18 protein-coding genes and 1 pseudogene are annotated in these 21,381 nt (G+C 39.0%); 15 read left to right on the top strand and 4 right to left on the bottom strand.

Annotated features, from left to right (window positions below; translation table 11 throughout):
• Nucleotides 1-183: 183 nt before the first annotated feature.
• From RGT18_RS10810 to RGT18_RS10770, 9 genes are all read left to right on the top strand, one after another.
• Nucleotides 184-348: a helix-turn-helix domain-containing protein gene (locus RGT18_RS10810; protein ID WP_245580947.1), complete on the top strand. Its 165-nt coding sequence runs from the start codon at nt 184-186 to the stop codon at nt 346-348.
• A 9-nt stretch (nt 349-357) separates the two neighbouring features.
• Nucleotides 358-1,707, top strand: a complete 1,350-nt coding sequence (locus RGT18_RS10805) for a DUF4236 domain-containing protein (RefSeq protein ID WP_028078743.1) — start codon at nt 358-360, stop codon at nt 1,705-1,707.
• Nucleotides 1,694-3,958: an AAA family ATPase gene (locus tag RGT18_RS10800; protein WP_051241057.1), complete on the top strand. Its 2,265-nt coding sequence runs from the start codon at nt 1,694-1,696 to the stop codon at nt 3,956-3,958. The genes RGT18_RS10805 and RGT18_RS10800 overlap by 14 nt, the downstream gene beginning before the upstream one ends.
• A gap of 5 nt (nt 3,959-3,963) precedes the next feature.
• On the top strand, nt 3,964-5,577 hold the full coding sequence (locus RGT18_RS10795; protein ID WP_028078742.1) for a DNA translocase FtsK: 1,614 nt from the start codon (nt 3,964-3,966) through the stop codon (nt 5,575-5,577).
• A 107-nt stretch (nt 5,578-5,684) separates the two neighbouring features.
• Nucleotides 5,685-6,638 carry an SAP domain-containing protein gene (locus tag RGT18_RS10790; protein WP_028078741.1) on the top strand — a complete coding sequence of 318 codons (954 nt, stop codon included), beginning with the start codon at nt 5,685-5,687 and terminating at the stop codon, nt 6,636-6,638.
• A complete protein-coding gene (locus RGT18_RS10785) occupies nt 6,619-7,203 on the top strand; it encodes a ParM/StbA family protein (protein WP_051241056.1) in 585 nt (194 codons plus the stop codon). Before RGT18_RS10790 ends, RGT18_RS10785 begins: the two co-directional genes overlap by 20 nt.
• On the top strand, nt 7,200-7,421 hold the full coding sequence (locus tag RGT18_RS10780; RefSeq protein ID WP_037404350.1) for a hypothetical protein: 222 nt from the start codon (nt 7,200-7,202) through the stop codon (nt 7,419-7,421). The genes RGT18_RS10785 and RGT18_RS10780 overlap by 4 nt, the downstream gene beginning before the upstream one ends.
• Nucleotides 7,422-7,552: 131 nt before the next feature.
• On the top strand, nt 7,553-8,017 hold the full coding sequence (gene tnpA / locus RGT18_RS10775; RefSeq protein ID WP_006627367.1) for an IS200/IS605 family transposase: 465 nt from the start codon (nt 7,553-7,555) through the stop codon (nt 8,015-8,017).
• A gap of 480 nt (nt 8,018-8,497) precedes the next feature.
• On the top strand, nt 8,498-8,776 hold the full coding sequence (locus tag RGT18_RS10770; protein WP_338176178.1) for a plasmid mobilization protein: 279 nt from the start codon (nt 8,498-8,500) through the stop codon (nt 8,774-8,776).
• Nucleotides 8,777-8,904: 128 nt separating this feature from the next.
• Here RGT18_RS10770 and RGT18_RS10765 read toward each other — a convergent pair whose 3' ends face one another.
• Nucleotides 8,905-10,077, bottom strand: a complete 1,173-nt coding sequence (locus RGT18_RS10765; protein WP_338176176.1) for an IS110 family RNA-guided transposase — start codon at nt 10,075-10,077, stop codon at nt 8,905-8,907.
• A 269-nt stretch (nt 10,078-10,346) separates the two neighbouring features.
• On the bottom strand, nt 10,347-10,868 hold the full coding sequence (locus tag RGT18_RS10760) for a hypothetical protein (RefSeq protein WP_338176174.1): 522 nt from the start codon (nt 10,866-10,868) through the stop codon (nt 10,347-10,349).
• A 391-nt stretch (nt 10,869-11,259) separates the two neighbouring features.
• Between RGT18_RS10760 and RGT18_RS10755 the strand changes: the two genes are divergently transcribed.
• On the top strand, nt 11,260-12,819 hold the full coding sequence (locus tag RGT18_RS10755; protein ID WP_338175466.1) for an IS1182 family transposase: 1,560 nt from the start codon (nt 11,260-11,262) through the stop codon (nt 12,817-12,819).
• A gap of 312 nt (nt 12,820-13,131) precedes the next feature.
• Here RGT18_RS10755 and RGT18_RS10750 read toward each other — a convergent pair.
• Nucleotides 13,132-14,580 (bottom strand): annotated as a pseudogene (locus RGT18_RS10750) (IS1182 family transposase).
• A gap of 397 nt (nt 14,581-14,977) precedes the next feature.
• Nucleotides 14,978-16,183: a D-alanine--D-alanine ligase family protein gene (locus tag RGT18_RS10745; RefSeq protein WP_028078195.1), complete on the bottom strand. Its 1,206-nt coding sequence runs from the start codon at nt 16,181-16,183 to the stop codon at nt 14,978-14,980.
• Nucleotides 16,184-16,348: 165 nt separating this feature from the next.
• Between RGT18_RS10745 and RGT18_RS10740 the strand changes: the two genes are divergently transcribed.
• From RGT18_RS10740 to RGT18_RS10720, 5 genes are read left to right on the top strand one after another with little or no spacing between them, the layout of a single operon-like run.
• Complete coding sequence (locus RGT18_RS10740; RefSeq protein WP_028078194.1) at nt 16,349-16,858, top strand: dCTP deaminase/dUTPase family protein; 510 nt, start codon at nt 16,349-16,351, stop codon at nt 16,856-16,858.
• Nucleotides 16,859-16,874: 16 nt separating this feature from the next.
• Nucleotides 16,875-17,729, top strand: a complete 855-nt coding sequence (map, locus tag RGT18_RS10735) for a type I methionyl aminopeptidase (protein WP_028078193.1) — start codon at nt 16,875-16,877, stop codon at nt 17,727-17,729.
• A gap of 37 nt (nt 17,730-17,766) precedes the next feature.
• Nucleotides 17,767-19,404 (top strand): putative manganese-dependent inorganic diphosphatase, encoded by a 1,638-nt coding sequence (locus RGT18_RS10730; protein WP_006526297.1) that lies wholly within the window; start codon nt 17,767-17,769, stop codon nt 19,402-19,404.
• A 53-nt stretch (nt 19,405-19,457) separates the two neighbouring features.
• Nucleotides 19,458-20,375 (top strand): ribonuclease Z, encoded by a 918-nt coding sequence (locus RGT18_RS10725; protein WP_028078192.1) that lies wholly within the window; start codon nt 19,458-19,460, stop codon nt 20,373-20,375.
• A gap of 1 nt (nt 20,376) precedes the next feature.
• Nucleotides 20,377-21,336, top strand: coding sequence for a diacylglycerol/lipid kinase family protein (locus RGT18_RS10720; RefSeq protein WP_028078191.1), 960 nt, complete (start codon nt 20,377-20,379; stop codon nt 21,334-21,336).
• The last annotated feature ends 45 nt before the right edge of the window (nt 21,337-21,381 follow it).

The following is a 21,381-nucleotide window of genomic DNA, read 5'->3' as shown; positions in this document are numbered from 1 at the left end:
TTTCGTACCTTAGAAGTGGAATTTAACTTTTCACTTGAGGTCCCTCACGATTTTATGAGAATATCTTGATTTTTCGTGTGACTTATGATATACTGTAGAAGTAATATTATACCCTGTATCCGAAGGGAGCATCAAAATGCCTGTTTCATATGACAAGCTTTGGAAAAAACTAATCGATAAAAAATGACTCGGACAGATTTGAAAGATGCGTCTGGAATCAGTTTTAACATTCTTGCCAAGCTGGGAAAAAATGAGTTTATATCGATGGAAAGTCTTTACAAAATCTGTGTAGCACTTAATTGCAGCGTTGATGAAATTATGGACTTTACCATTGATGATAATAATTGAGGTGTCGATATGGGATTGTATTTCAGGAAAAGCAAGTCTTTTGGACCGTTTAGAGTGAATTTTTCAAAATCCGGCGTAGGTGTTTCCACCGGAGTTAAAGGTGCTCGTTTATCAATGGGGCCAAATGGAACCTATGTTAATGTCGGCAGAAACGGCATATATTATCGCAAAAAGATCGGCGGTTCATCTTCTAAAAAGAATACCGCAAGCATTAAGCAGGCATATTCTCCCACTTTTAATTACGAGAACACATATTCTTTTACAGACGCAATAAGAGTATCCCCCTCTTCCGGAAATACCTCTGAATTGAGCGGAAACATTATTAAAGACATTAAACGCGCAAAGGCATTTACGTGGTGCTGGATTATTCTGTCTGTTGTTTTGTTTGCGTTAATTTCCTGGTGGGCGTTAATTCCAATAATTTTGGTTAGACTTGTTTTCCCGAAGCTGTTTAACGCTGTTATAAAATACGATCTTGACAGCAGCGCTTCTTTGGAATGGGATAAGTATTCTGAAATAATAAACCTGCTAAAATCCAGCAAAAAGCTCTGGATCATTGAAACGGCAAAGCTTAACTCAAATACTAAATATCATGCCGGTGCCTCACGTAATATTTCTCGTAGCGGAGCGACTGTAAAAAAGATCAAGCCCAAGCATAGAACCAGCTTCAAAGTTAAGACGGATGCTCTTTCGGTTTTGGTGAAAAGTCGGAAATGCTCTCTGCTGTTTCTCCCCAGCGATGTAATTATTAAAAAAGGCGCAAAATATGTTGCTTATTCCTATGATCAGTTGACAGTGTATTCCTCTACTACGAATTTCATAGAGACTGATCCCGTACCTCGTGATGCGGAGATTATTAGATATACTTGGCAGTATGTTAATAAAAACGGAACTGCCGATAAGCGTTTCAACAACAATCGCCAGATACCTGTATGCAGTTACGGACTTGTCCATTTTATGGTTGAACAAGATTTAAGCATAGAATTACATACTTCTAATAAACTCATTGCCGAAAATGTTGGTAACGCCTATAAGCTCTACAAATCGTATGTAAATACAATAGGGTTGATGCCACCCAATGCTGTAGAAGAATATGAAGTGAATGATATTCAGCCAATGGCGGGTGATGATGGCATAAGTTCTATCAAGCCTGAAAATGACAGTAGCTTAGCGTCAGTTGCCGCCGCAGGTGTCGGCCTTTTTGACAATGAAGAAGCTGCTCCGGCAGATAACATCGAGAAAGACATTTACTCGGATTTGTTTGAGACGGAGAGCGTAGATGGCGATTCAAATAACGATAACAGCCTCATAGATGATATGTCTATGTTCTTGGAAGAGGATGAAAATGGGAACGTATAAAGAGGAATTACATTCCAATTATCAAAAATCAGTACAAGCGTTTATACGCGTGTACCCCCATATCTTGCCTGACACAATAACGCTGATTGATAATTATTGCCGTACATGTGCTATGTATCTATGGAACTCTTTCTCAATAGATATTAACACTTGCAAAGAGTGCCTAAACGTCATATTTGCCGAAGATTACAAAAAGAGAGTTTTCACTGTCAATCAAGTAAAAGCCGCAATGTCAAAGTTGTCAGAACGCCAGTATTCTATGCCGGTCCCAGCGTTTTTCAAGAAAATCATTGAGAATGATTTGAAAGACGGAACAAATTATAGTAGAAAACTGGCATCATGCTTCGGCTTAGTCTTTATTTCCTTTGCTTTGATTGACGGGACAGTTGAATATGAAGAAGCAAAAATGATTACGAAACTTCACGGCGATTTGGTTAAGGCCTGTGACGAGCATCATATTATTGCTTATGATGATAGCATTGATCCTTTTGATTTCGTGGATGATACTGATGATGTTATCTCACCAATTATTTCTGCTGCACCGAATGCAACAACCACGCGTACTAATTCCGAAAGCAAGCAAAAATCAGAAAAAAGCACCCAACCGTCTTCAAGCAAAAAGTCCCCGTTTGATGAATTGAGTCAGCTTATCGGATTGTCTGCGGCAAAGATGGAAGTCAAGGAAATCAGCGATTTTGCCAAAGTTCAGAAAGCCCGTAAGACACGGGGCCTGCCCATATCTGAAATGTCCTACCATTTGGTTTTCACAGGCAATCCTGGAACAGGAAAAACGACGGTGGCACGTTTAGTCGCTCAAATATATAAAGAACTTGGCATCCTATCAAAGGGGCATCTTGTTGAGGCAACCGCAAAGGATTTGGTAGCCGGTTATGTTGGACAAACGGCAATAAAAACCGGAGAGATCATCGAAAAAGCGCTTGGCGGTGTGCTGTTTATTGATGAGGCTTATACCCTTTTAGATAAGACAGGCCAAGGTTATGGGCAAGAAGCCATTGATACGTTACTCAAAGAAATGGAAGATCACCGAGGCGATTTTGCAGTTATTGTTGCCGGTTATGATGACCTTATGAAACAATTCATTGAGTCAAATCCCGGATTAAAATCTCGCTTTAATAAGTTTATTCATTTTGAAGACTATACATCCGAGGAAATGATGGGGATTTTCAACTCTCTTTGTGCCAAAAACGCCTATACCGTTACAGACGATGCCAGCGAGATCATAAAGCAGTATTTTGTGGCAATTTGCGAATCGCATGACGAAAGCTTTGCTAATGCCCGTACTGCAAGAAATTTCTTTGAGAATGTAATATCGAAACAAGCATCCCGAATTGCTTCTAAAAGGGAAAAGACGGAAGAAATCCTTTCTACAATCACTGCAGATGATGTTTCATGGTGTCAAGACACTGAACACGAAGAAGAGACTCTTGAAGATATCCTTGCAACATTTAACGAGCTTACTGGGCTTGAATTAGTTAAAGAAGAAATATCTGATCTTATTTATGTAGTGCAGCATCAGCAACGTAGGAAAGCGCAAGGGCTAAAAGTTCCGTCATTATCTCTTCATCTTGTTTTTATGGGTAATCCGGGCACGGGAAAAACTACAGTTGCTCGTTACGTAGCAAAACTATATAAATCATTAGGCTTGTTATCAAAAGGACATCTCGTGGAAACTGACAGAAGCGGTCTTGTTGCTGGATACGTAGGGCAAACGGCAATAAAGACACAAGAAGTGATAAATAGCGCTCTTGGCGGAGTCCTTTTCATCGATGAAGCATATACACTTTCGAATGGCGGAGCAAATGACTTTGGTCAAGAAGCGATTGATACTCTTCTAAAAGCGATGGAGGACAAACGCGATGATCTCGTGGTTATCGTTGCCGGATATGATGAACTGATGGACGATTTCGTTCACTCAAATCCCGGATTGGAGTCCAGATTTAATCGTTACATACATTTTTCAGATTATTCCACAGAAGAAATGTATAATATTTTCGGTTCTCTTTGCCAAAAAAATCAGTACGAACTATCAGAGGATGCAACAACGGCAGTAAAAGACTATTTTTCTTCTGTTTCTATTGCAGATATTGGAAACGGTCGTGGTGCAAGGAACTTGTTTGAAAGGGTTGTTACTCAGCAAGCCAAGCGCATTTCAAAAAATAGTGAAAGTTCAAGCCAAGAATTAAGTGTTATAACTGAAACGGATGTTTTCAAAGCTATAAAGAAAGGCTGAATCTTATGGATAATGATTTTCTCACCGGCGGCGCGGCGCAGAATTGCGCTTACGAAGACAATACACAACAATCAAATATGTCACAAGCAGGAGAAATCATCACTCCTATTGGTACAAAGGCGGATGGAGAATCATTCTTTCAGGATATAAGCCAAATACCGCATTTTTTGATATGCGGTTTTTCGGGTGCCGGCAAAACATCTTTTGTTCAAACAGTAACCACATATATAGCAACACATTACCCTCCTGAAGAGGTAAGGTTTATTATCTACGACTCCAAGAATGTAGATTATACCGTCTTTAATGCAATGCCTCATCTGATTATACCTGTCATAACAGATGACAGAAAAGCGGCAGGAGCGATTTCATGGTTGTCAAAAGAGCTTAAAAAGCGGCTAAAACTGTTAACAGAGTCTTCAGCTAAAGATATCGTTACATATAATAAGCAATTCGCAGCATCATGCAATGAAAAATTGCCGCATATGTTTGTGATTTTGGATGATTTTTCTTCCGTTCAGTTAGATAACGAAACCGCCGCTTCTTTGATGAATGTCCTAAAAAATGGTAGGCCAGTTGGAATTCACTTTATTTTTGTAACTTCATTAACTTCATCAAAAATTCTTCAAAAAGATATTCTGTCAAATGTACCGTGCAGGATTTCGTTTTGTGTTTCAGCAAGAGCAGATTCCCGGGTTGCAATCGAGCAAAACGGTGCTGAAAATCTCAGCGTTCCGGGCGAACTGATTTTCAGGTGGCAAAATAATTTGGTAAAATGCCAAGGTATATATATTCCCGATGAGGATACACAGAAAGCAATAAAAAAGATTCAACGTCAGAATAAAAATAGTATCAATGCTCTTGGGAGCATGGCGGCTCAGATCTTTGATAATCCCAGTGTTGAGCAAAGCGCAAAAGCTACGGATACAGCGTCGGATGAAGATGAGCTTTTCTCCACCGCCGTTGATGTTGTTTTTGAAACAGGACAGGCATCAGTATCTATGCTTCAACGGCGATTAAAACTTGGCTATTCAAGAACCGCGAGACTTGTTGATATGATGGAAGAACGTGGTATCGTTGGACCTTTTGAAGGGGCGAAACCGCGTCAAATTCTAATTACAAAATCCCAATGGCAAACAATTAATAGTGGAACCAGCAAGTCTTTTGATAATGCTGCCATATCAAGTAATCGATCTGCATTTACAAGTAATACAACGCCGCACACAGAGGCAAACGATGATGAAGGCCCGGATATTATTATGCGTGATTTTGCACAATTTAACTTTAGTGATATTGGATTGTGCATAACCGACAATCAAATCAAGATTTCAAACAAGATTATGACAAAATACGGCCCGGGTACAACCACTGCGTCGTTCAACGGAAAAAGTGTTGCCGGTCTAACATATAAAAAACCTCGTATGTTTTCTCGTGGCTATATTGAGTTTATTATGAAACCCGATGTAAAAATCATCAATAACAGTTCACATTTGATTACTATTACAAGAGAAAATCTTTCGGATATCTTGAAAATAGAATTTGACAATAACGTTTCACATACAATGAAGACATTTATGACTCAAATCTCTCAAGACATTGGTGTTCCATTAAACGAGTTATAATAGAAAGAGGCAGAAATATGCGTTGCCCTTATTGCCATACAAAAATATCTAATAAAGTGTCATTCTGCTCGTCTTGCGGGGGGCAAATAAAAAAGCGAAGAGGACGGGTGCCGTTAAGCATTCTGGCGTTTTTCGTTGTGTTCTTAGCCGTTCATATCTGTGCTTCGAATATATGGGGAGTTGACGAAAACAACGTTTTACAGGCGCCGGATTGGTATGCGCTTTTTTTGCTTGGTATTTCTATTTTAGCTACAGTGTTGACATACCGCTTTCTTGGCCCCCAAAAGGTATCAGCAAATACAATTCCTCTTTCTGATTCCCCCAAAGCCAGCAAAGTAGAGCCATCGACCCATATACGCGGTAACACGTCTTCGGGCCCAATAAATCAGCCGGTAAATCATTTTGATAATCCCATTGAATCGTTTACTCCTACTTTTTCTGTTATAACCAGTGATGGCGAAATTCCGGAATTGCAGGGAGACTATGCAAAGGCTGTATTTTTGTGGGCAGTATCTTCGTCCGGACCTGTAAAAGAAGATAATGAGTATTCACGATACATTACTTATGAATGTGGAATTCAACATCCGCAATACTATCACGAGGAAATGATTCGGCAAGGTTATCTCGAGGAAGATTCGGTAGAAAAAGCGTTTATGTACCTTAAGGTGCCGGAATTAAAGGCTTTAACTGCTCAGTTAGGTGCGTCAAGTACGGGGAAAAAGGCAGATTTAATTTCACGTATCGTTTCGTCTGCGGATCAAGAATTTATTGCAAATCACAGGCCGTTTACTTTCTCTCTTTCAGATAAGGGAAAGAGTTTTTTGGCAGAGCATGATGCATATGTTCAGCTTCATAGACATAATGTGTGGGGAATTAGCTGGAAGGACTACGATTCCAACCACACTATCGGAGAAAGTTTTGAAGACACGATTGTCTCAATTCTAAACAAACGCGCGGCAAATGATACCCGTCTATTTGGACGGCAAGAGTATTTCTCGATGTATCAACTTATGGCAGAAAGCGGCTTTCCGGGATTATCTGATGCAGAACGAAACGGTTGATTTCGTCTTCCGTGAGAAGGAGTATCATATCCGTTTCGTCGGTATTGAACTTTTCGCACAGGGCTTTGCAGCGGCATATGTGAATATCAAGGAATTCACCGGCGTGAATATGCTTTGCGATATCGGAAACGGCACGATGAATCTGATGTTCATCAATGATAAAAAGCCGGATCCACGAAAGTGCTTTACCGAGAAATTCGGTACCCACCAGTGTATGCTTCAGGTGAAAGAAAATCTGATGCGTCTTTACCACACCGAGCCGCCGGAGGAAACCGTGACCCGTGTGCTCCGTTTCGGAGAGGCGGATATTGATCCGGAATATCTCAAAACAATCACCGATACCGCCAGAGAATATGTGGACGGCATCTTCCGCCGTCTGCGTGAACACGGATACGATCCCCGTCTGATGAAGCTCTATGTGGTGGGCGGCGGTGGTTGTCTCATCAAGAACTTTGCCGATTACGACGAAAACAGAGTCACGATCAACGAGGATATCTGTGCCACGGTAAAGGGCTATGAACGCATGGCAGAGGCAAAGCTTCTGAGGGCCGGTGATGGGAAATGAATATCAAGCGAATGAGTCTGCGCTTCAATCTGGATAACGAATCAGACCGCAAGGCGTGGGAGCATTTACAGAGCGTCCCTGACTCCAAGAACAAGGCTGTCATCGACGCTCTCAATGCTTCCTTTGAGCAGGCAAATGCTCTTGCCGATCTGATACGGCAGACGATCCGGGAATGTTTATCCGCAGGGACGTTCGTTCCTGCGGATATTTCATTATAGGAAACGAAGTTTCCTATAAAAACCATACGCTATGCGTATGAGAATGGAAAAGCTTAAGCGATGAAAAAAGCCTCCGTATATAATTGAATAAGGCTGACAACCGAAATTCAAAATATAAGGAGGAGATATCAATGGCAACAAAGCCAAATGACGATTCAAGTTTATCACACACGAGATGGAACTGTAAGTATCATATTGTGTTCATACCAAAGTATAGAAGAAAGGCAATTTACGGAAAATTAAGAGCAGATATAGGAGGGATATTGAGACAGTTGTGTGCATATAAAGATGTAGAAATTATAGAAGCACATGCAATGAGAGATCATATACATATGTTGGTAAAGATACCACCGAAGATAGCAGTATCAAGTTTCATGGGATACTTGAAAGGCAAATCATCGTTGATGATATTTGAGAAACATGCAAATTTAAAATATAAATATGGCAATCGAAACTTTTGGGCGAAGGGTTATTATGTAAGTACAGTAGGTCTGAATACGAAGGTAGTAGAAGAGTATATCCGAAATCAAGAAAAAGAAGATATGATACAGGATAATCTAAGTAAAAAAGAATATGTAGACCCTTTTAAAGGGTAGGCCATAGTGTGCAAACACGGTTGTCGGTCTTTTACACAAGACCCTTAAGGGTCGAAGTGTGGTAAAGGCCCTTATAGGGTAGCCTAAAAACCGCACGTTATACGTGCGGATTGTTATTTCAGACGGAAGAACCGGAGGTTTCCGAAGATGAGGCGGCGCTTCTCGACGCAATGGATGACTTTATGGGGAACTAACGGCATGAAAGTGATGCCGCGTTTATCCGTAATGAAATATGGTTGGCATTACTTTAATGCCGGTATTGGAACGCGCTCCGCCTTTTACGGTCGGAGCTGTTTTTATACCCGCTGAAAGGATACCGCCTGAAATACGCCTGTTTATGCCTGCGGGCTCACGTCCACAGGTATAACGAGCATCGGATTTTGCCGTACAAAATCCACTCGAATCCACACCGCTACCGGGTGTGGACTATTCCCAGGGGCACCCCTGAATACCCCGTTATCTATGAAGGAGGACTGAATATTGAAAGATAACAAGACAGCCCGTTTGGAAATGCGCATCCGTCCGGGCGATAAAGCAAAAATAATAAAAGCCGCAAAGCGCAGCGGCATATCCGTCGCGGAATACGTTCTACGGTGCTGTAAAGCACACCCGCCGAAAGAGAAGCCACCGGATGAATTCTGGAATCTTCTCAATGAACTCTATACAGTATTTGATGAGCTGTCGCCGGAAAAGCAAGAAAAGCTGGCGCAGCTCATTTTGCGTTTACAGACAACTATATGTAAATCAAGAGTAAAGTGATGAAAAAGTTTGAAAATAGATAACTTGATAAATATACGTGTCGATAGTTCTTTGAAAAGTGAATTGTGTACAATAAAAACAACTATCTTTACATAGTTTGGCTTTCAACTGGAATTATGGGATTAAGACTATTTCAATTTTTCAGGATTGAATCTTTCACCTGTGGAAAGTATCTTGTATATAACGCGTAAGAGTTTACGTATACAGTGACCTTGTGCACAGCGGTAACTCTTACCCTGTGAAATCTTCTTTTGATAGAATGCTTGGAATATAGGGTTGAAGCGTATGACAACATCAATGATTTGATATAGTGTCTTGCGCAAGTATTTTGACCCTTTCTTTTCTAACCGCGTATGTGTCATACTATAGGTGCCGGATTCATAAACGCATGGGTTTACACCGGCGAACTTGATGAGTTTCTTTTCGCTAGAGAAATAAGTAATGTCACCAAGTTCGGAGATGATCGACATAGCTGAAAAGTGGGAAATTCCAGATATGTCCAAGATAGGAGAGTTTAGTTGATGACTGAATTCTTCTATTTTTTTATCGATTTCACCTAATATTGAAGTTAATCTTCTGATAAGAGAAATCAAAAATGGAATATCCATTTCAATCGCAAGGTTGTGTTGACCGATAGATTCCTTAGCAGCTTTCTTAAGTTGTTCTGCAGAGATTGATACGGAACGACCTACGCCAACATTTTTCAATGTATTCCGTAACAGGCGGATATCGGTATTGGCGATTGTATGAGCACTATGGTAGGTATCTAGTATCTCGAGATAGGTTTTTGAATATTTGGTGTTGAGAAGAGAATTGAATTCTGGAAAGACAATATCAATTGATTTCTGTAACTGATACTTATAGCGGTTGATTTCTTCCGTATGTGTATGGTGCATACGTGTCAGTTGACGTACCGTAGCGTAATCAATAGATTGTGCATGTTGGTCTCTGTAGAAATTAGGATTCATCATCGTGTTGGCAATGACGAAACAATCGATTCTATCGTTTTTGACTTTGTTGGAAGCCTTACGGATATGAGATGTAACGATGGGGTTTAACATAACGACCTTATACTGTTTTTCCAATAAGAAGTTGCGAAGATTGTCTCCGTAATGTCCCGTATCTTCCATACCAACGAGGTGTTTCTTTTTAAAGAATGGTTTGATATTTTTCAATAAGGATTGGAAGCCGATGATATCATTAGTGAAATCAAAGGATTCTACAAGGACGGTGCCATACGTGTCTATGACACAAGCGGTGTGTTTGAATTTAGCTACATCAATACCGATAAAGTAACGCATAAAAATATATCCTTTCTGTAAAATATGAATATGTATTCCACTTACAAAGTATCCGCATAGATCCTGGTAAAAGATAAGAGTTCAAAGACCCATACAACTGATCTCGATTCTGAATATTAAGAAGTGGCAAGATTCTAAAAAATGAAGTCAAAGCTTCAAGGAGGTTGTCAAAGTACACATTCACGATTTCAATTCTATCAAAAACAGTCCTGACGGATACGAGGTCAGGTAGAAAGAAAACGTATATTCAATTTAGTCAGCTATATGAGTCAAATTGAATATACCAGACAACTATATGCTGCTTTGCCATCAAGCCACGCCATACTGTGCTCCCCAATATTGTCTGCAAGCTTCATTATGTCTCTACTGGTTGGAGTAGCAGTATTCGTAGCTTTTAAAACAGCAGTGCCGTTTCTCTGCACTGCTGTTGGTAAACATATTTGTTCATTAGATACTCCACGCTTTGAAGCTGAGCCGCCACGTTTTCTAGGTTCAACACCTGCTATCTTTTCGCCTTTATGAGAATTGAGAAGATACTTTTCATCTAACTCAATCTCTCCGGATACTACTGTAGTATTCAGAAGTTCTTCAAACATGTGAAGTAGTTTCATTCTCGTACGCCATACAGTATATGTACTGATATCCAGCGTAGCTGCTGTTTTTTCTATAGGAACCTGTGCAAATGTATCTGTGATTAACAGATCCCATTTAGATTCATCCTGATGTGAATAATGTGTAAGCTGGCCATAATCAATAGTAAAGCGTTTATGACAGCTACTGCATTGAAGCATTGGTTTACCACTATTTGCCTTTCCGCCTTTTGTAAAACGAGAATTAACAGAGCCACATTGAGACTGGCAACACGAAGATGAGCTTGCCTGTGGCGGCTGACATCGCAAAGTCCCTTTCGGTGCATGTGGATGCACTTCTCTATGAGAGGCCGTATATAAGCAGAACAGAAACCGATGACGAAGTCTTGGAAGTCTTGCAATCTTGTTCGAGCCAAGAGTTATCGGTTGTGCTGGATATGGTTCGAGCACTGAAGACGTCGCTTCGCAAATATAAACAATGAATTTTTGTATCATAGAGATAAGAGGCTGTAACGCATAACAGCCTAGAAAATAAAATGTCCAACCTCTAAATTAAGAGGAAGGACATTTTATTTTTAGTTATAATTTATGTATGGAAAACACAATAAATTATAATCTAACCCACGTAATAGATTATACCCCATATCAATTACGTTTACCAATAGATTTATCATTGGTCATTGATAAACTTGATCCAATGTGGTCTTTCCTAGAGATCGTAAATAGTATCAACTTGAGGAGGTTTATCCGATCTCATAAAGGTAACCAAGGGTATGATCCTATCATGATGATGAGAGTCATCTTATTTGCGTATATGAATCATGTCTATAGTCTACGAGCCATAGAAGAAAAATGTAAGACAGATATCCGCTTTATGTATCTTTGCCAAGATGAAAGACCATCTTTCATGGCCTTTCAAAGATTCATATCGAATCAAATCAAAGGCAACGCTTCAGATATATTTACAGAGGTCATGTTGGTCATCTGTAAGAAGATGAAGGTAAATACACGTATCTTATACATCGACGGAACTTCCATGGAAGCTAATGCCAATAAGTTCAGCTTCGTATGGAAGAAGACAGCTGTAAAGACAAAAGATAAGACTCTCACAAGAATAGCAGAGACAATTGGACAGCTTACAAAACTAACAGGTGTCTTTTATACAGAAAGCTATGAAGATACACAGGCTATTGGAGGATATATTGTTTCAATATACCTGTGGTGTTCAAAGAATAAAGTCCAATTCGCACTAGGGAAAGGACACCACAAGACACCAGTACAGAAGGCCTATGAGGAACTCAAAAAGCTCAATGAAAAATTGAAGGAATGCCAAGAGCGTATCGATACTTGTGGAAGTGATAGAAACAGTTATAGTAAGACAGACCATGATGCGACATTTATGCATATGAAGTATGACTACTACAACAATACAGGAGTATTCAAGCCTGGATATAACGTACAACTGGCAGAATCAGATGAATTCATCACGCATGTCATGGTAAGCAATGCCAGAAGTGATACGAAGACATTCATTCCATTCATGGACGGATATGAGAAAAGATATCAAGAATATCCAGGTATCGTCGTAGCAGATGCGGGATACGGAAGTTATGACAACTACATGTACTGTTTAGAAAAAGATATCGAAGGTTATCTCAAATATCAAAACTATCGATATGAAAAGACAGCCAAGTTCAAGAAAGACATCTATCGAAAAGAGAACCTGTTGAGAGAAGAAAACGGGAAATTGATATGCCCACAAGGTAGAGAGTTCGTATACAAACGTGATAGTGAAAATACAAAGACTGACTATCCATGCATTACACAAGTTTGGGAATGCAAGACATGTAATAGATGTCCACTCAAAAAGGACTGTACAAAAGCCAAGAAACGAGAAGTTCATATCAATCCAATCCTTGATGAACTGAAGGCACATGCGAGAAAACTGTTGGACAGTGAAGCAGGAGTACAACTAAGACAACAGAGATGTATACAAGCCGAAGGAACATTTGGAGTCATCAAGAATGATTGGCAATATAACAGAATCCATAGAAGAGGAATGGAGAATGTGGAAAACGAGCTCTATTTGATCTGTATGGGATTCAATCTGATGAAATATCACCAAAAGAAGATGAGGATGATACTATCCTAAGATAGCTTTATATGGGACAGGTTGTTTTTAGTGTGCCCAAAATAGATATAAAACATCTACTTTAATACTGTTTTACATCAACATATGAAAATAGCACAAGAAAAGAAGCTGTACGCCTCAAGTAAATCTATAAAATTTACTTAAACGTTACAGCCTCTTTTTGCTATAGGTGACCATCTTTGGCAAGGCTGTATATGTCAGTCCAGAAGAGGAACAGTCATTCACAAGCAATCTCAACCGTCTTCAGACGGTCTCAGAGTGTTGACAAAGTGACATTTTAAACGATGTCACTTTTTATTTTGTCTGTAAACTTCAATAATATTGACTTTCCAATAAGACAAAGTACTGATTTTGAGGTATTAAGCTTAAAAATGGATTTGCTTCCCATTTCCATCGTGCCATTCTTTCTAGATTATGGCATGCAAAAATCATCGACGCTCTATGTCGATTTTTCTTTAACCCTCTTTCTCGTGTGAATCTCAAGCAATGATTCTCCTTATCCTCCGCAAATACTCTCTCGATTGTCTGTTTGCGTAATGGATATATTTCCTTCCATAATGGGGTATACCTTATCTCTTCTGCTGCTTCAAGATAGGGTGCCCATACATGTCTGGTTATCACTTTTGTAGTATTCTTGCTTTTGGTGCATTTATCTTTCAACGGACAGCTGGCACATATTAATGGATTACTCTTGTATTGCCTGTACCCTTGTCGGTTCACTGTTGTATATGTCAATGTTTGATTGTTTGGACATATATACCAGTCATAGTGTTCGTCATACACATATTCTCTTTTTGGGAAAAAGCCTTTCTTCGTCTGAGGTCTTTTATATGGAAGTATTGGCTGCTGATGATTATCTATTATCTCTTTGGCAATGGCTGGTGTTTTATATCCTGCATCTAAACATACATTTTTAATTTGATCTCCAAATTTTCCCTGAAGATGTCTGTATGCACCAAAGAATGAAACACTGTCATGTATATTTCCAGGGACTGTATCAAAGCTCAATACGAATCCATGTTTATCACAGAATGTCTGCTGTTCATACGCAAAACATTCTTCATGTTCTCCTTTATGATAATTCCCGGATTCAGGATCAGTAGTACTTTGCTTTACTCTTTTTGTTTTTACTATCTCTATTTCTTCTCCTGTTTCAGAATCAAAATCCAGTTCTGTTCTGTTTAATGAGTGAAATTCTTTTTTACCATCTAATGCTCTTTCTTGGTTTATTTCCTCAAGCAGGGAATCTTCAAAACATTTTTTTGTGATTTCTATTTCTGCATCTGTATGTTTTCTTTTATTTGCATTGGCTTTAACGTGTGTTCCGTCTCCAAACACTGTTTCGAGATCAACAAATCCTGCATCCATAGCTTCCTTAAGTATTCTATTGAATATTTGTTCAAATATATCAGAATCTCCATATCTACGTATATAGTTCTGGCTCCAGGTAGAATAATTTGGAATACTCTCAAACATTTCATATCCTATAAACTATCTGTATGCCAGATTTACTTCTATTTCCTTACAGGTTTTTCTCATACTGTTGATGCCAAAACAGAAGTTAATGAATATCATCTTAAATAAAACCACCGGATCAATGGATGGCCTTCCTTCAGAACTATACAGATCCTTTACCAGAGGATATATAAAGTTCCAGTCAACAGCTTCTTCAAGCTTTCTGACCATGTGATCTGGTGGTACTAAGTTATCAATAGTATCAAATATTATACTGTCGTGTTTTATATTATTCCTGCATGTCATTGTCATGATAATCACTCTCCAATTCCCGTTATTATTATACCATGATTACTTTTTGCAAAATAAAAAGCAGAAGAATTACCGATTTTGGGAATTGGAGATCTTCTGCTTCTTTATTATACTTTATTTTTTGCTTTTTTTCCTTATTTGTTTGTCAACAGGCTAACACTTCATTATGAAGTGCTTTTATATGATATTACATGCATAAATATGTTTTATAATTCTGTAGGATTGTGATTTTTTCGATGAGGTGATAAAGTTCAGTGCAAGGATAGCTGAAGACGGAAAATCTCCTTCGCCGCCCTTGCATGTGGAATGGCTATGTTTAGACATAGTAGGGAGCTCCACCAGTTATTCTTACTATTGTACATTTAAAAAGCCCATTACACGTGGGCTTATCTTACATCTTTGATCCTTTGGAACCCTTTGCACTTGAAGCAGAGAAGTTACTGAGGATATTTGTTTCATAGGAGAAGGTCATCTTTGATCTTCTTCTTTCTCTATCTAACGCAAGTTCTACAAGTTTATCCATTAACTCAGAGAAAGATACACCAGCTGCTTTCCATAAATAGAAGGCAAGGGAGCCTGGAATTGTGTTAATTTCATTCACATAAACCTTCTTTGTGTCGGCGTCCATCAAGAAGTCGATACGACATACACCAGATGTGCCAAGTACACGGAAAGTTTCCTTCGCTAATTGCTGGATGAGTCTTGTCTGTTCATCTGTAAGTGATGCAGGTACGATACGTGCTGTACTTGCCATACCTTTAGAGCCTTCACTCTTTGCACTCTTACTACCGCCAAGATATTTGTCAGAGAAGCTGAGCAATTCATCTTGGGAGACTGAGCTTACTTCTTCTAGTACACTGGCTACACAGGAATAGGAATCTCCAACAACGGAGCAGTTGATTTCACGCATTGGTTTTACAACTTTTTCTGTGATGATCTTTTCGTCATACTGACGTGCTTCATCAAAACATGCTAGATATTCCTCATCGTTATGAGCGATAGAGATACCAACAGATGAACCTGTACGGGCAGGTTTGATAATAACGGGATAGATTAAGCGATGTACTTTATCGAGGATTTCACTTTGATGTGTATCCATTTCTGAACCATATACCCAGAACCAGTTGGTGATTGGTAGGTTGTTATCATTTAGAACATTCTTTTGTAAAACTTTATCCTGTCCAATCGCTGCACCATAGAGGTCGCAACCAGCGTATGGAACCCTTAACATTTCAAAGAAGCCTTGGATTGTGCCATCTTCACCGTTTGTACCATGCATCACAGGAATAGCCACGTCAATTGTGCCTAATTCCTTTGGACCAAATAGGGATGGCTTAACAGGACGGATTACAACACGATTATCCTCTGATGTAATGGAAACTTGTGTACACTGGGAAATCAAATGCTTGAGATCCTTATAGTTACTTATATCTTTTAGTAAATCAGAGACATATAGTTTACGTTCCTTAGAGACATATACAGGAATGACATTGTATTTATTTTTATCAAGTGCTTCAATTGCTTGATGTGCAGAGATAATACTTACTTCATGTTCGACGGATTCACCACCGAAAAATACTGCGATATTTAATTTCATAAGACCTCCGTTAACACTCCTTATTATACTCTAAACTCCATTCGAAGCGAAAACGATTTTTTATAACTTAAGATAAGTTAATCATCACTAATTAAAGTGGCTGAAAATGTAGAGAAATCGCATAAACGTGGTAAAATATCAAGGAAGAAGAGGTAGGAATACAAAATGAATAAAATTGCACAGTTTGAAAAAGTTAGTTATGAAGAGTTTTATAAGGATTGGCACAAGACTTTTCCAAATGGAACAAGAGATATTGCAGAAATATACAACGCAATTAAGCTTCCACGACGTGCAACGAAAGGTTCTGCGGGGTATGATTTTTATACACCAATTGATTTGAAGATTGCCCCACAAGAAACGGTATTAATACCTACTGGTATCAGAGTCAAGATGGAAGAAGATTATGTACTGATGTTATTTCCACGTAGTGGACTAGGATTCAAGTACCGTCTACAGATGAATAACACAGTGGGCATTATTGATAGTGACTACTATCACGCAGATAATGAAGGGCATATCTTCTGCAAACTAACAAATGATACAAATGAAAATAAGACAGTTGAGATTGCAAGTGGCCAGGGAATGTTACAGGGTATTTTCGTATCCTTTGGTATTACGGTGGATGATGAAGTGGGTGCTGTAAGAACTGGTGGCTTTGGCAGTACAACAAAATAGAAAGACAGGTAGTAAAATGGATTTAAAACTTTGGCAAGAAATAGATCAGAATGAACCAATTCCAGAACATATTTTGAAACGTATGGAGGAATTAAGACAAAAGGGTGCGATTTTACCTGAGGAAAAATATATCAAGCGTCCAACGATGATTGAGGGAATTCGTAAGGCTTCATTATTAAATAAACAGGTATTAGACGAAGTGGCGAAACATATTCACGTTGGTATGTCGACGCAGGCAATCGATGATATCGTTAAAGACTTCACTGAAAAAAATGGTGGTATTTGTGCGCCATATCATTATGAGGGTTTCCCAAAACATGTATGTACATCGATAAACAGTGTTGTATGTCATGGAATTCCAAAGCATATTCAGAAACTGCAGGATGGTGATATTGTCAACGTTGACTGTACAACAATTGTGGATGGCTATTATGGTGATGCGTCCCGTATGTTCTGCATTGGGAATATAAGCGAAGAGCGTCGTAAGCTTGTCGAAGAAACAAAGAAATGTCTTGAAATTGGACTAGCAGCTGCACAACCATGGAGTACAGTTGGGGATATTGGTTATGCAATACAGAAGTATGCGACATCCAAGGGATATAGTGTTGTAAGAGAATTGGGCGGTCATGGAGTAGGTATTGAATTCCATGAAGATCCATTTGTGGCACATGTTGGTAAGAAGGGCACAGGAATGGTGCTTGTGCCAGGTATGATTCTTACCATTGAACCAATGATTAACTTAGGTAAAGCTGCAGTTGTAATCGACCCATATGACAATTGGACAATTAGTACAAGAGATGGCAAGGATAGTGCACAATGGGAATATACAATTTTGATTACAGAAAACGGTAATGAAGTGTTAAGTTATTAGTATATTAAATAATTTGTGGAGGGTTAGTTGAAAGGACATGAGTAATCACAATATTTATGTAACAGGTCATAAACATCCAGACAGTGATTCAATCTGCTCGGCAATTGCGTTTGCGAATTTATTGAATAAGACTGGTAGTACGGCAATTGCTTGTCGTCAAGGACCTTTGAATGAAGAAACAAAATTTATCTTACGTAGATTTCATTTGGATAATCCGCTATTGATGACGGATGCGCGTGCACGTCTAGCAGATATCAATCTCGATACTCCAACAACCATTCGTTATGATGAAACAGTTCATCATGCATGGCATTTAATGTTAAGAACACAGAATCGTTCTTTATATGTTCTAGATGAGAATGAGAATCTATGTGGTATCTGCTCCACTAGTGATCTTTCTCGTTATCGCATTCATGAAGACACAGATTTAAGGGATTTAATGGCAACTGCGACATTAGATAATATCGCACGTACTATTGGTGGCAAAGTTGCACTGCGACCAAAGGAATTTAGTACAAATGGTGAAGTACATATTGTTACACTAGATGATTTAAAGATAGTAGAAAGTTTTATCGCTGGCAGTATTATCATCATGTCAGAAGGACACGAAAAGCAATTAAACCTAATTCGTCTAGGTGTAAAGTGCTTGGTTCTAACTTGTGGTGAACATGCGGCAGATGATGTGAAGGAACTTGCGATGGAATATGGTTGTGCTATCGTTGAGACAGCTGATCGCACCATGCACACAGCGACTGTTATTACAGAGAGCTATTCTGTTTCTCAGATTATGACTACAAATTTAATCTGCTTTAAGAATACAGAGTATGTAGAAGATGTTGCGACAAAGATGAATGCATCACGTGTACGTAGTTATCCAGTACTCGATGAAAACGGTAAAGTTGTAGGTGGCGTATCGCGCTACCATACACGTAACTATAAGAAACTACGTATTGCGCTCGTTGACCATAGCGCAACAAACCAAACAATGAAGCACATCGATAAGGCAGATATCGTTGCGATTATTGACCATCACCATATTGGTGATATTCAGACTGATCATCCAGTTGAATACCGTAACCACCGTTGTGGTTGTACAAGTACAATTGTGTATGGCTTATATTGCGAAAAGAATATCGTTCCTGATCCTACAATGGCTGGCTTAATGATGAGTGCAATTCTTTCTGATACATTAAACTTCAAGTCTGCCACAACAACCCTTGAAGATATCAATGTGGCCAAGAAATTAGCTGAACTTGCGGGTATTGACGATATCGATGCATACGCAAGAGAGATGCTGGGTGCTTCTGTTGCCTTGAAGGATTCTACACCACATGAAATCCTCAATCGTGACCTTAAGAACTACGATATCGGTAAGTATAAGATTTCTATTGGTCAGACAAACTACAGTCATACCGAAGAAGTACAGAAGTTACTACCTGCATTCAAGGAGAATATGGAGAAGGAACAAAAGGATCGTCATTTAGATCTATTACTGATGTTATTTACGGATGTAATGGGTAATGGTTCTTACTTCGTCTTCTATGGGCCGATGTCTTATGTATTATCAGAGATGATTGAAACACAGATTGATGAACATTCTGGATATGATCCAAATATCATTTCCAGAAAGCAACAGTTATTACCAAAACTATCTGCGATTATCAAAGAACTCTAAGTCCTGCTTTGCAGGGCTTTTTGTGTTACCATAGATGAGTAGAAAGAGGTTTTATGCTAGATATTTGTTTACTAGGTACAGGTGGAACAGTTCCCTTACCAAACCGATGGTTAACATCCTTATTGGTAAGATGGAATGGAAATACATTACTAGTGGATTGTGGAGAGGGTACACAGATAGCCATACATCAACATGGATATTCTTGCAAAGCAATTGATACAATTCTTTTAACGCATTTCCATACAGACCATACAGCAGGCCTACCTGGTTTATTACTAACAATGGCAAAGTCTGAGCGTACAGAAGCTGTAACAATCTATGGACCAAAAGGGTTAACGGAATTATTTGAGGGTATCTATAAAGTTGCTCGCTATATTCCTTTTGAAATTAAACTTGTAGAAATTGATGGACCACAAATAGATTTTGAAATAAAGGGTCTAAAAATTAAGGCATTACATGCCAAACATAGTGTGCCTTGTTATGCGTATATCTTTGAACTAGATCGTACTCGTAAGTTTGATAAGGACAAGGCAATTGCAAAGGGTGTTCCAATGCAGCTATGGGGAAAGCTTCAAAAAGGAAATACAATCGAGTTTGATGGTAAGATATATACACCTGATGATGTATTGGGTGAAAGTCGTCAAGGTCTTAAGATGGTCTATGCAACGGATACAAGACCACTCGATGAATTGATTACACTTGCGGGTAATGCTGATCTTTATATTGGTGAAGGAATGTATGGCGATCCCGAAAAAATTGAAAAAGCAAGCCTGAACAAACACAGTACAATGCAGGAAACAGCAATTCTTGCAAAGAAAATGATGGTGAAGGAGTTGTGGTTTACACATTATTCTCCATCAATCAAAGATCCGTCTGTATATGAAGATGTCATACATCAAATTTTTGCACAGGCAGTCATTGCCAAAGACGGACAACAAAAAATATTACGTTTCATTGATGAAGGGGAATAGAATGAATGGCTATCATATTGTAATTAATCCTGCCGGTGCAGGTGGCAGGACGAATGAGTGTTGGACTGTAGTGAAGAAAGAAATGGATACGTTGGGGATAGAGTATGCTGTTCATTTATCCAGTCTTGCACATGGAATCAAGGATATTATGCGCGAACTTACTTCGAGTCAAGAAAGAGTAAATATTATTCTGATCGGTGGAGACGGTTCAATGAATTTAGCGGTAAACGGTATCGTCAATTTTCAAAATACATACTTAGGTTTGATTCCGTGCGGATCAGGAAATGATCTGGCAAAATCATTGGGGATTCATGGGAGTGCGATAGATTGCCTGCATCGTATTTTAAATGATCACGCTGGACGAAATTTAGATGTCGGTGTATTAACATACCATAATCGCTATGATGCAAACGGTAATAAAATATCTGATGAAGATTATACGCGGCGTTATAATATCAGTTCCGGTATCGGGTATGATGCGGCAATCTGCGTACAGGTTCAACAATCTCCATGGAAAAAAATTCTCAATGCATTGCATATCGGAAGATTGATCTATCTGTTTGTCGGGGCGCATCTGATATTTTTACATAATCATTTTAAAACAACGATACAGATAGATAACGAAAGTTATACATATAAAAAATTATTGTTTATCGCAACGATGAATGAAGCATATGAGGGTGGTGGCTTCAATTTTTGCCCTGCGGCAGATCCGTGTGACGGAAAGTTGGATATCTGTGTGGCTGATGGATTAGGGAGAATTGATTTCTTCCGCATCTTCCCGTATGCAATGAAAGGAACACATGATCGGTTTTCCGGCATTCATCTGAAATCCGGGAAAGTCATTCATATTCAGACAGAAAAACCCGTCTGGGTTCATACAGACGGGGAGATTGAATACCAAACAAGTTCAGTTTCCTATGAAGTGATGCCGGAGAAAATGCATTTTCTTGGTTGGTAGTTGAAATGTGTTGATATAATAAAGATACAGGATGATCCTATTGCA

This window comes from Solobacterium moorei, from assembly GCF_036323475.1.
In the GTDB taxonomy this organism is placed as follows: Bacteria; Bacillota_I; Bacilli_A; order Erysipelotrichales; family Erysipelotrichaceae; genus Bulleidia; species Bulleidia moorei.
This window is presented reverse-complemented; position numbering and strand designations above follow the sequence as displayed.

What these genes read in the sequence shown, in the direction of transcription:
- RGT18_RS10785 (WP_051241056.1), top strand. Translation starts at nt 6,619, where the DNA reads ATGCAGAACGAAACGGTTGATTTCGTCTTCCGTGAGAAGGAGTATCAT.
- RGT18_RS10730 (WP_006526297.1), top strand. Translation starts at nt 17,767, where the DNA reads ATGAGTAATCACAATATTTATGTAACAGGTCATAAACATCCAGACAGT.
- RGT18_RS10810 (WP_245580947.1), top strand. Translation starts at nt 184, where the DNA reads ATGACTCGGACAGATTTGAAAGATGCGTCTGGAATCAGTTTTAACATT.
- RGT18_RS10800 (WP_051241057.1), top strand. Translation starts at nt 1,694, where the DNA reads ATGGGAACGTATAAAGAGGAATTACATTCCAATTATCAAAAATCAGTA.
- RGT18_RS10755 (WP_338175466.1), top strand. Translation starts at nt 11,260, where the DNA reads ATGGAAAACACAATAAATTATAATCTAACCCACGTAATAGATTATACC.
- RGT18_RS10760 (WP_338176174.1), bottom strand. Translation starts at nt 10,868, where the DNA reads ATGCTTCAATGCAGTAGCTGTCATAAACGCTTTACTATTGATTATGGC.
- map (WP_028078193.1), top strand. Translation starts at nt 16,875, where the DNA reads ATGGATTTAAAACTTTGGCAAGAAATAGATCAGAATGAACCAATTCCA.
- RGT18_RS10720 (WP_028078191.1), top strand. Translation starts at nt 20,377, where the DNA reads ATGAATGGCTATCATATTGTAATTAATCCTGCCGGTGCAGGTGGCAGG.
- RGT18_RS10725 (WP_028078192.1), top strand. Translation starts at nt 19,458, where the DNA reads ATGCTAGATATTTGTTTACTAGGTACAGGTGGAACAGTTCCCTTACCA.
- RGT18_RS10780 (WP_037404350.1), top strand. Translation starts at nt 7,200, where the DNA reads ATGAATATCAAGCGAATGAGTCTGCGCTTCAATCTGGATAACGAATCA.
- tnpA (WP_006627367.1), top strand. Translation starts at nt 7,553, where the DNA reads ATGGCAACAAAGCCAAATGACGATTCAAGTTTATCACACACGAGATGG.
- RGT18_RS10765 (WP_338176176.1), bottom strand. Translation starts at nt 10,077, where the DNA reads ATGCGTTACTTTATCGGTATTGATGTAGCTAAATTCAAACACACCGCT.
- RGT18_RS10740 (WP_028078194.1), top strand. Translation starts at nt 16,349, where the DNA reads ATGAATAAAATTGCACAGTTTGAAAAAGTTAGTTATGAAGAGTTTTAT.
- RGT18_RS10745 (WP_028078195.1), bottom strand. Translation starts at nt 16,183, where the DNA reads ATGAAATTAAATATCGCAGTATTTTTCGGTGGTGAATCCGTCGAACAT.
- RGT18_RS10805 (WP_028078743.1), top strand. Translation starts at nt 358, where the DNA reads ATGGGATTGTATTTCAGGAAAAGCAAGTCTTTTGGACCGTTTAGAGTG.
- RGT18_RS10795 (WP_028078742.1), top strand. Translation starts at nt 3,964, where the DNA reads ATGGATAATGATTTTCTCACCGGCGGCGCGGCGCAGAATTGCGCTTAC.